Annotated in this window: 5 protein-coding genes and 3 pseudogenes; 5 read left to right on the forward strand and 3 right to left on the reverse strand. The window is 55.6% G+C overall.

Going from position 1 to position 7426, the window contains the following annotated elements; all coding sequences use genetic code 11:
• From ACMX3H_RS09850 to ACMX3H_RS09865, 4 genes and pseudogenes are all read left to right on the forward strand, one after another.
• Positions 1–110 (forward strand): transposase domain-containing protein (locus ACMX3H_RS09850; protein WP_415210691.1); only part of this gene is annotated, 110 nt, incomplete at its 5' end.
• A gap of 20 nt (positions 111–130) precedes the next feature.
• Positions 131–538: pseudogene (locus ACMX3H_RS09855) on the forward strand (ATP-binding cassette domain-containing protein); the annotation flags it as partial.
• 8 nt (positions 539–546) lie between these two features.
• Positions 547–1355, forward strand: a pseudogene (locus ACMX3H_RS09860) (metal ABC transporter permease).
• The gene (locus tag ACMX3H_RS09865) at positions 1352–2128 is read left to right on the forward strand and encodes a metal ABC transporter permease (protein ID WP_415210687.1); all 777 of its coding nucleotides are present in this window, start codon (positions 1352–1354) and stop codon (positions 2126–2128) included. Before ACMX3H_RS09860 ends, ACMX3H_RS09865 begins: the two are co-directional and overlap by 4 nt.
• 99 nt (positions 2129–2227) lie before the next feature.
• Here the strand turns inward: ACMX3H_RS09865 and ACMX3H_RS09870 are convergent, their stop codons facing one another.
• The 3 genes from ACMX3H_RS09870 to ACMX3H_RS09880 form a co-directional block, all read right to left on the reverse strand.
• Complete coding sequence (locus ACMX3H_RS09870) at positions 2228–3496, reverse strand: glycoside hydrolase family 10 protein (RefSeq protein ID WP_415210688.1); 1269 nt, start codon at positions 3494–3496, stop codon at positions 2228–2230.
• Between the two features lie 101 nt (positions 3497–3597).
• On the reverse strand, positions 3598–5388 hold the full coding sequence (locus ACMX3H_RS09875; protein WP_415210689.1) for a glycoside hydrolase family 3 N-terminal domain-containing protein: 1791 nt from the start codon (positions 5386–5388) through the stop codon (positions 3598–3600).
• Between the two features lie 436 nt (positions 5389–5824).
• Positions 5825–7150 carry an FAD-dependent monooxygenase gene (locus ACMX3H_RS09880; protein ID WP_415210690.1) on the reverse strand — a complete coding sequence of 442 codons (1326 nt, stop codon included), beginning with the start codon at positions 7148–7150 and terminating at the stop codon, positions 5825–5827.
• A gap of 106 nt (positions 7151–7256) precedes the next feature.
• Between ACMX3H_RS09880 and ACMX3H_RS09885 the strand changes: the two are divergent.
• A pseudogene (locus tag ACMX3H_RS09885) lies at positions 7257–7426 on the forward strand (IS21 family transposase); the annotation flags it as partial.

Raw genomic sequence — 7426 nt, forward strand, 5'->3', positions numbered from 1 at the left:
GCGTGGAGCCGGAAGCGTATCTGCGCCATGTGCTGGCGATTATCACGGATCATCCCATCAACAAAATCAAAGAGCTCCTGCCGTGGAACCTCACCATCCCTGCTGAATAACTGTCAATACGGCGCTGGGCGTACGCTTACCCCTGGAGCGTGTCGCTATGGGCGGGCTGCGGAAGCGGCAGATTGGCGAGCTCTCGGGCGGCCAGCGGAAACGGGTATTCCTGGCGCGCGCCATCGCCCAAGATGGTCAACTGATCTTATTAGATGAACCGTTTACAGGCGTGGACCTGAAGACCGAAAAACAGATCGTCACCCTGTTGCACGGACTGCGCGATGAAGGCCGGACCATCTTGGTCTCCACCCATAATCTCGGTTCGGTACCGACGTTTTGCGACATGACCGTACTGGTGAAAGGGACCGTGATGGCCTGCGGACCGACGAGGGAAATCTTTACCCGGAGCAATATCGAGCGCGCCTTTGATGGCGCGCTCCATCAGCTTTCCTGGGACGATAATTTATTGGCGCCAGAGGTCGGCTGAGGACAGTTATGCTTGACGTGCTACTTGAGCCCTTTACCTATGACTATATGTGCAATGCGATGTGGGTTTCCGCATTGGTCGGGGGCGTTTGCGCCTTTCTTTCGTGTTATCTGATGCTGAAGGGTTGGTCCCTGATGGGGGATGCGCTATCGCATTCGATTGTTCCCGGTGTCGCCGGCGCCTTTTTATCGGGCGGTCTGGCCGCGTCGGCCATGCTGTTTATCAATCAACGCACCAAGCTGAAAGAGGATGTTATTATCGGGTTGACGTTCTCGTCTTTCTTCGCATTCGGGCTATTTATGCTGTCGCTGCGGCCCGCCGCAATGAATATCGAGACGATCATGCTGGGCAATTTGTTGGTGATTGCGCCGTCCGATATTTTGCAATTGGCGCTCATCGGCTGCATCTCGCTGGCCATATTGCTAGTGAAGTGGAAAGATCTGATGTGGTATTCTTTGATAAAAACCATGCGCGATCCGTCGGTATTAATCCGGTGGGGCTGAAGTGTTTGTTCTTCACTCTGCTGGCCGCCTCAACGGTCGGCGCCTTCCTGGTGATTTGCATGATAGTGACGCCCGATGCCACCGCCTGGCTGCTGACCGATCGTTTCCCTCGTTTGCTGATGGTGTCGATGCCCATGGGCGCGCTAACCAGTTTCGTGGGCGCGTACAGCAGTTACTTTCTTGACGGCGCCACCGGCGGGTTGATCGTTTCGCTGCAAACCCTCCTCTTTTTGCTGGCATTCGTTTTGGCGCCGCGGCACGGCTTATTGGCCTCCCGTAAACGCGCTCGCACCGAGTTAAGGAAAAAAGGATGAGCCTGACAGACACCTTGCTGATGCCCTTTGATTTCGCTTTCATGAATAATGCGTTCTTGATTGTGCTTCTTATCGCCGTTCCCGCCTGGCTGCTGTCGTGCCTGATGGTGTTAAAAGGGTGGGCGCTTATGAGCGACGCCATGAGCCATGCGGTATTTCCGGGCGTCATCGTCGCCTATATGGTCGGGCTTCCACTGGCGGTCGGCGCTTTCGTGGCCGGTCTGGTTTGCGCCATGACAACCGGTTTTTTGAAAAACAATAGCCGCATTAAGCATGACACGCTGATGGGGATCGTGTTTTCCGGTATGTTTGGCGATATGCTGGGAATTGGTGCGGATGATCTCATCGAGGCGGCGGTCATCTCCGCCGCCACGGTGCTGTTCATCGCCATAAAATGGAAAGATTTGGTGCTGCAAACCTTTGACGCGGTTCAAGCCAAAGCCTCCAGCCTTAATGTGAGCCTATTGCACTACGGCCTGCTCTGCTTCCTCGCCCTGACGATCGTGGCGGCGCTTAAAGCGGTCGGGATCATTTTGTTCGTCTCGTTATTGATTGCCCCAGGGGCGATAGCCTTCCTTATCACCAAGAAATTCTGGTCGATGATGCTGGCTTCCGTCGTCATCGCCGTCGCCGGCGGCTTTTTGGGCGTGTACGTTTCTTTCTTCCTGGATAGTTCGCCGGGGGCGCCCATCGTGTTGTTTTTCACCCTGATGTTTGCCGCGCTATTCCTTATCAAGGGGGTTCAGAGTTACCGTATCCGCTATGCGGCCTAAACCACCACCCGGCACGGCCTTACCGGAAACGGCAGGGTGATATTCGTTTCAATGGCCCTGCTGGTAACGGCGGGGGATCTTCGTTTTAATTGCCTCGTATCAGGGCCGCCATCGGCTTTTTAGATAGTCCACCGCGGCGGCGGTCTGCGGCCGGCTAAGATAGGCTTCGCTAAACAGAATAGTTCCGTTGACCTCAGGTAATGCTTCGTTAATATCCAGCTGTTTTTTCAACTCCGCGACCCCGCCCGCCACACCCCAATCCGGTTCGGCTTTCGTGGGGCTGCCTATTTTGTAAAGCGCAACGCCTATATAGAGCCGGGTGTGGGTAGGGCGTACTACCTCTGACCACCACTTTGCCAACACATCATACCGGACTATCTGCCGCTCCACCGGCCAATACAGCTGAGGAGCGATGTAGTCCAGCAGGCCCAGCCGCACCCACTGCCGGGTATCCGCGTAAGCGGTATCATAGGCAGGGCCCCCGGCTTGGGTAGCCGAACCGTGGGGAGCATCCGCCGCGTTGCGCCAGACGCCGGCGGGGCTGATGCCAAAGGCAACGTGCGCGTTGAGCGATTTTATTGCCTGGGATACCTGCTTAATCATCAGCAAGGTATTGTTGCGCCGCCAATCGGCTTTATCGTTAAAATCCTGCCCATATAGCCGGTAAGTGGCATCATCATCCAGCCGGGAATCCGGGGTTTCATAGTAAAAATAATCGTCGAACTGCACCCCATCCACCGGGTAATTTTTGACCAACTCGGTGACAACGCTGACGATCCAATTGCACACCTCGGGCAGGCCGGGGTCAAGAACGTAGCGGCCGCTGGCGATACGAATCCAGTCAGGATGGAGCGCATAAACGCTGGCGGGTGATGACCTCAGCGTGGCATTAAGCGCTGCGGCGGTTTCTGGCCGGGTGTTCAGGGTAACCCGGTAAGGATTGAGCCAGGCGTGCACTTTCAGACCTCTTTTATGCGCTTGTGCAAGCATGAACGCCAGGGGATCATAGCCCGGATCCCGGCCGACCGTTCCCGTGAGGACTTCCGACCAGGGTAATAGCTCGGAACGATAAAGCGCGTTACCGTCAGGCTTGACCTGAAAAAAAACCGTGTTAACCCCTATCTTGACCAGATTGTCCAACTTGGCTGTCAGCGCGTTTTGCTGCTGTCGAATCCGCTCTGCGTCATTGGGCGCATCAAGCGTCGAGAGCCCGGGCCAATCAACTCCATACAGAGTCGTCCACCAGACACCGCGCATCTCAGACGCCTGGGGTTGGCTGGTTAACGGCGGCAGGCGCTCCGCCGTACGTTTATTGCTACAGCCGACCAGTAACCCCAGCCATAAAAGGATTATTAGCCAACGTACCATTCCTTTGTCACTCCGCACTATTGTCTCCCTAATTCAAGGCATGAAAGTCATTAATCTTGAAATCGGCCGCGGTATACGCGCCGGCAGCCATTCCGTTATTGTTASCAGCTAAGCCCAAACCCRCGGGGGTAGGCCAAGGTACCGGTATTGGTCTTTACATCATAATGATGCCAAGTATTGACCGGCAGTTTCCCTTGCGGCGAACGCTGACCGATGAGCACTTCAGCCAGCGAGATCATGGCATGGCTGCCCCAAACGCCGTTGTCATAGCCATGATAAGAATAAGAGGCAACGGCTGCGTCAACCTCCGCGGMGAAGTTCACAATGTCGTAAGGCGCCCGTAGGGATAAATGGATGYGTTTCTTCCCCTGCGTCGCCGCRAAGCGCAGCCAGGTAAGGTAGCGATCGCTCGTCTCATCGGGTTGGGGCTTATACGGCGACGCCGCACTCTCTACCGGCGAAAAGGCGGTAGAGAGCGTACCGAGCATAAAAACGTCGCAGCGCGCGATGTGCGCTTTGATCTCCGCATCCGTCAGGTTTGTCTCCTTCGCCGCCTCCACAGTAAGATACCCTTCTTGCGCCATTACCGCCGCAATGCCCTGAGCCTGCTCAGCCCACGGCGTCAGTACAAAATAGCGTTGCGTTTTGTCCTTTAAAGGCAGCGTCGACTGCTGATTGATGACGACRGTAATCGCCCGATCGCTGATGCGCTTTTCCAGCGCCTGCCCATCGGCGCCAGGCTGCGGCGCCCTTTCCTTTCCCTTTTCCAGCAGGTGATATCGCCGCTTTAACGCCAAGATCCTCGCAACGGAGGCATCAATGTCCTCCTCTTTGATAACCCCTTGTTTTACCTTCCGCGCCATCAGCGCGATCAGTTGCGACAGGCGCTGAGCATCGGCAGGCGAAGCGACGCTTACCGGCATTAGGGCGATATCGACACCGGCGGTAAACACCCGCTCAAGCGCATCATCCTGGTTAAAATGATCGGTTATGGCGCCCATATCCAGCGCGTCCGACAATGTCACGCCGGTGAAGCCCAATTGGTTACGCAGAATGTCGGTTTGAATGCAACGTGACATCGTTGCGGGCACGGTAATATCCACGCCGTTACGGTTACGCACCCGGGTATCGTCCAACGCTGGATATTGGATATGCGCCGTCATAATCATCTCTGGCGGCGTATCACTGGCGATGGCGTGTTGATAAGGTACAATATCGATTGCGAACGCCTCCTGGCGGTCACGGTCAACCCGCGGCAGGGCGGTATGCGAATCGGTCGATGTGGCGCCATGGCCCGGAAAATGCTTATAGACGGTAATCATTTGCTGCTGGTGCATGCCCGCGCGAACGTTTTCCGCCAGCGTGGTAACGGTTGCAACCTCATCGCTGAAACTACGGACATTAATGACGGGGTTAAACGGATTAGTATTGACATCAACGACCGGCGCAAAATTGACATTGATCGATAACGCCCGCAGATCGCTTGCCATATGTTGAGCCTGCTCGCGGGCAAGTTCCTTATCGGCGCCGCCTATCCATGTCGCCGCCAGGGCCATGTTACCGGGGAAGGCAACATATTCACCGCGGGAGAGACGAAATACGTTTCCACCTTCATTGTCCGTACCGATAAATAAACGCATATTGCCGCCGGTAGTGATTCTTGCATACCACTCCGTCAGCGTCTGTATTTGTGCTTTATTTTGCAAATTGTTGGCAAAGAGGATCACGACGCCAATACCGTTATCGCGAATTATCTTTGCAATAGTTTCGTCGGGAGCAATCATGTCCTGCTTACCGTTGCCGTTGGCATCCCAATAGCGAAAATCAAGCATGATTTTCTGACCTATTTTCTCTTCCAGGGTCATTGCGCCGATTTTCTGCTTAATGTCCATTTATGCGCTCCTCATTTAGTTACACTGCCTGCTAAGCAAAAAGAGAATGTCGTTCAAAATACACCCCCGCAGGGTCATTACGTAAGTGTATTGCTTTAGGCTGCATAAGGTTTATTTTAAATTAAACATCCAATCAACGATTGATGAAAATATATCTTAATAGTAAAGTTAATTACCTAATTAATCCACTCTCACTGTGCCGATGGCTAAGGTTAGATCGCGGGCGTAGCGGTATTGCGCCTCGATTTGGCAACACGGGAGAGGAGCCCTGCATGCCGCTGACGGCCGCGGCCCGACAGGTGAGTAGATCACGCGTTTCCAGGCCCCAGCGAGCCGGAAAAAGACCGGGRTCGTAATGGCGCCAGSGCGAAATTWAAGCGTATTGTTGCCGCGATCGGACGATGAAGCGCCCAGGCAAGCGTGCGGGGGACGTGATTTACCTCCCGGCGGGAGGGTTCCCCTTTACAGCAGAGAACCGTTGCAGGAAGGCGACAAGCGGCGAGAAGTCATCATTATCGCCGCACCAGGCAATGACGCCGTCCGGGCGGATCAGCAATACGGCCTGCGCCGTGTCGTTGACTAAGCCGTAGCGGACAAAAACTTCCTTGCGCGTGACCGTTTCCATCCCCGGATGCATACCGACCGTCAGACGGGCCACCAGCGCGGTTTTAACGGTTTCCCCCGCCAGGGATTTCAAAAGGCCGGCCGCCTGCGGGGGCGACAAACGTCTGCGGGATAGAACCAGTACATGAAAACAATAGCCGGCCAACACATCGAACAGATCCTGATGCCGGCTGAGCTGAGCATTAGGAGCCCGTGTTCCCGGCCTGGCGGGGGCGTTGGAGGGGCTTGACGGGGCGAGAAAAGGATTTTCGCCGTAGCGAATATCAAGTTGACCAAACTTGCGAAACGCTTTCTTCTGCACAAACCCAAGACGAGATGCCTGCCCCACCACGACCGGTGCCAGCKCATCCCTCACCMGGGCGCGCCAGCCGCTCTGCCCCGYGGCCAGGCTGAAGAGTTTGTCGGTAAAGGTGATAGTGTCGCACGCCACGGGCAGGCGTTCGCTTTCATAGGTCTCAAGCAGGCTCTCCGGCGCGCCATGTTGCAAGACCGCCGCCAGCTTCCAGGCCAGGTTGGCGGCATCCTGCAACCCGGTGTTCATTTCTTGTCCCCCCGCCGGGGAGTGAATATGGGCAGCGTCTCCCGCCACAAAAATGCGCCCGACGCGGTAACGATTCACATAGCGATGGTGGGTGCGAAATTTTGTGAGCCATTGCGCGTTGCCCAGCGTGACGGGCACCTGCGCCGCGGAGGAAAACGCGCGTTGCAGTTCATCCAGTTCAAGCGCTGCCGGTGCGCCATCGTCCTGACCACTATCGCTGCCGTTACGGTTATCATGGCCGGCATCACGCGTGTCGTTATTACCGGCGCCATTACGATTGCTATCATCGGCGTCAATGTCAGTCGTCATGACGCGTGAAAGACCACTGCCCGCCAGCGGCAGAAATAGGCCGATGCGCTCGCCATGCATGAAGATACGGAAATGATCATGGCCGTTTTCCCAGTTCACCTGAACATCGCCGAGCAGAAAATTTTGCGGGTAAGGCGCGCCGCTAAACGGCAGAGCCAGATGATGGCGCACCTTGCTATGGCCACCATCCGCCCCCAGAACGTAGGCCGCTCGTAAGCGTGATAACCCGCCATTCTGGCTTATTTCGATGTCCACCCCCTCTTCGGAGGGGTTGCTGGTTCCGGTCACGCCCGATCACTGATTCCGGTCGCCCGATCAGCGATTCCGATTCTGTCCGATCGCTCATCTTCTGTTCCGCCATACTCTGGAGACTTTTAGCTTCCGGGGGTATGGCATGGCACGTAAAAAGAAGAACGCGAGAACAGAAATGTGCATCTATATCAATGTATTACGCATGAAATTTGAGCAGCGTCGCTCGAATCGCACCATCGCAGCAGCGCTCGGCATCAGCTGTACCACATGCACGATATCCTCGGCCGATTCACGGTAGCTAACCTGGTCTGG

The sequence above is a fragment of the Sodalis sp. (in: enterobacteria) genome, assembly GCF_047607725.1.
In the GTDB taxonomy this organism is placed as follows: Bacteria; Pseudomonadota; Gammaproteobacteria; order Enterobacterales; family Enterobacteriaceae; genus JBLKSS01.

Bases quoted from the DNA above. Each gene is read 5' to 3' on its own strand.
- ACMX3H_RS09865 (WP_415210687.1), top strand. From the start codon at position 1,352: ATGAGCCTGACAGACACCTTGCTGATGCCCTTTGATTTCGCTTTCATG.
- ACMX3H_RS09870 (WP_415210688.1), bottom strand. From the start codon at position 3,496: ATGGTACGTTGGCTAATAATCCTTTTATGGCTGGGGTTACTGGTCGGC.